We start from the raw sequence: 2,185 nt of genomic DNA, 5'->3' as shown, positions 1-2,185 counted from the left end.
AAGAGCACTTTGGCTGGGGCAAGACGGTCGGACGGCTTCGCCAAACCGTATATCGTGGCCTCGAACGCGTGGACCAACACTTCAAGCTGACGATGATCGCCAGCAATCTGACCCGAATCGCACGAATACTGGGTGCGGTGCCGCGAGGAACAGTGCAATGAGCCGCCAAAGCTGGGCTGCCGCACGGCGCCATGCTGGCGCGCCCCGGAATTGGGGCGCCCAATTGCATGGCAGGGTAGGAATTCAGCGGTCATTTGCATGTCGAGTCGTGTGTAGCTGCGCTACGCCCTTTGTGCCAAAGTGCTTTTCAACAGCCTGCTAGCACCAGGTACGGCGGGCTGGTGACGATGCACTGCAAGCGCACGCTGGCGGCGATCAGGTGCGCATCACGGTGCGGCAGTCGCCTTGGGAGCAGTGGTCAAGCGTCATGCTAGGATCCTTATCAACCTCGGGGAATAGTCATGAAACGCACTACCGAATACCGTGGATTCGACCTTCATGTTTACTTGGTGACCACTTCGGAAGACATGTTCGATGTCTGGTTCCAGATCGAAGGCCCGATAAAGCCTCCAGGCGTTGCCGCAATCGGCAAGCGAATCAAAGTCCACGGCGGTCCGTTCTCGCGCCGCTGGGCACATCTCGTCGCCGAAGTAGCAGGCAGGGCTGCGGTGGACGTTATTCTGGGCGTGTAGGAATAGGCACATACCGCGATCCACGTCCGGTTTTCTACTCACCCGGTCCCCATCATTCGCTAGAATTCTGCGAAACCAACTAGGGAGACGGCCTTGGGAGACCGCGCAGCATGGGTATCCGAGGAGTATCGCGGGATGTACATCCATGTCATGACCTTCTGGATTGTAGGCATCCCAGGCGCCAGGCCGCCGCCTGGTCAGAAATGGGGGTATGCAGTCGAAATCCGATACAAAGCCGACCCCGATGACGACGCCATCTACGGCCCCGCGTCGGACCATTGCGATTACTTCACCGAGGTAGCTGCCGAGCAGGCCGCATTACACTATGGCGAGGGAGCGATCGACGTGCTTCTTGCGCTTGGTTGATCTCACCCCGCTATCCCCATCAGTCTCGCTTTCTTCGCGTGCTACGATCCTTCGGCACGACAGGGGGCAAGCCATGGCGAACTTCGAAACCGATGCCGAAAGACGCGAGTGGATTGCTAAACACAGCGAGGACGAATTCCGGCAGCATGTAGCGCACCACACGTTCGGCGACAGGCGTTTAGAGAACGCTCGCGCCTATCTCGATAGGATCGACAGTCAGCGAGCGGAGATACGCGAGGAACGAGCGCTTCCTGCGACTGAGCAGGCAGCGGGGGCGGCGCAGAACCAAGCCGATACTGCGCGACAAGCGCTTCGCATTTCGAAATGGGCTCTCGGTATAGCTATCGTTTCACCGATAGCGCTCCGGCCATCGACCGCACGCACACCGGAGTGGCCGACTGCATGAACGTCTCGCCGGACTCGGCCAGCAGCAGGGTGGTGCCCATTGCCTCGGCGATCGCGATCAGCTTGTTGTTCACTGCGGGCAGGCGCGGGTCGGCCACAGCATAAGCAGCGCAGGATCTATGCTTGGTGGCTCTGAAGGCCGATCAAGTTTTGGTGCTCGCCGTCGGGCAGCGACGGCCATTGGGCTGGGGCGCAGGCAGTCGCAGCGCTGCTGAGCTGATTGCCCGATGAACAGATCGCCGAACTGCTGGGAGTGAAACGGGCGCGACTGGATGCTCATGTGATGTTGCCGATCGTCGAGCACGGAGAACCAGGCTCGCCGGCCTGCCAGTTGGGGCCTTGCTTGCGGCAACGACGTTGGCATCTACCGTCGTGACCTCAAGCGCCGGATAGGTACCTTCCAAAGCGGTGGTCTGTCGCACGACGCGTTCCTTGCGGTTTTACACCCTGGATCGTGCCTTCGCATCTACGCTGGCCGTGGAAACCTTGGGGTTTCCACGGGGCGGAGCGCATATCGCTCAAACCTTGGTGTGAGTGGCGGCCCACTGCGAAGGATTGACATCGATCGCCAGCCCGAGGCCGGAGCCGATCACGCCGACGTTGTTGAGCGTGTTGACGTTGATGCTCTGCAGCTGGGCGATGTTCTGGTTGACGTTGACATTGACGTTGGCCACCGGGCCCAGTCCCTGCATCCAGGTGTTGGCGCCGCCGCGCACCGCGGC

General features: G+C 60.6%; 4 protein-coding genes and 1 pseudogene. 3 read left to right on the top strand and 2 right to left on the bottom strand.

Annotated features, from left to right (window positions below; all coding sequences use genetic code 11):
- The 3 genes and pseudogenes from AC1DK4_RS40560 to AC1DK4_RS40550 all read left to right on the top strand — a co-directional run.
- Nucleotides 1-161, top strand: a pseudogene (locus AC1DK4_RS40560) (IS5/IS1182 family transposase); the annotation flags it as partial.
- A gap of 300 nt (nt 162-461) precedes the next feature.
- Nucleotides 462-692: a hypothetical protein gene (locus AC1DK4_RS40555; RefSeq protein WP_441623787.1), complete on the top strand. Its 231-nt coding sequence runs from the start codon at nt 462-464 to the stop codon at nt 690-692.
- 135 nt (nt 693-827) lie between these two features.
- Nucleotides 828-1,058 carry a hypothetical protein gene (locus AC1DK4_RS40550; protein WP_441623789.1) on the top strand — a complete coding sequence of 77 codons (231 nt, stop codon included), beginning with the start codon at nt 828-830 and terminating at the stop codon, nt 1,056-1,058.
- A gap of 341 nt (nt 1,059-1,399) precedes the next feature.
- Here the strand turns inward: AC1DK4_RS40550 and AC1DK4_RS40545 are convergent, their stop codons facing one another.
- Both AC1DK4_RS40545 and AC1DK4_RS40540 read right to left on the bottom strand, forming a co-directional pair.
- Entirely contained in the window at nt 1,400-1,537 is a 138-nt protein-coding gene (locus AC1DK4_RS40545) for a hypothetical protein (protein WP_441623791.1), read from the bottom strand.
- Between the two features lie 444 nt (nt 1,538-1,981).
- Nucleotides 1,982-2,185: hypothetical protein (locus tag AC1DK4_RS40540; protein ID WP_441650501.1), on the bottom strand; the 204-nt coding region annotated here is incomplete at its 5' end.

It is taken from the genome of Cupriavidus sp. 05N38 (assembly GCF_056397345.1).
Note: the sequence above shows the minus strand (reverse complement) of the source record. Positions and strands in the feature narration are given on the sequence as shown.

Excerpts from the sequence above, each read along its gene's own strand:
- AC1DK4_RS40555 (WP_441623787.1), top strand. The coding sequence starts at position 462 with ATGAAACGCACTACCGAATACCGTGGATTCGACCTTCATGTTTACTTG.
- AC1DK4_RS40550 (WP_441623789.1), top strand. The coding sequence starts at position 828 with ATGTACATCCATGTCATGACCTTCTGGATTGTAGGCATCCCAGGCGCC.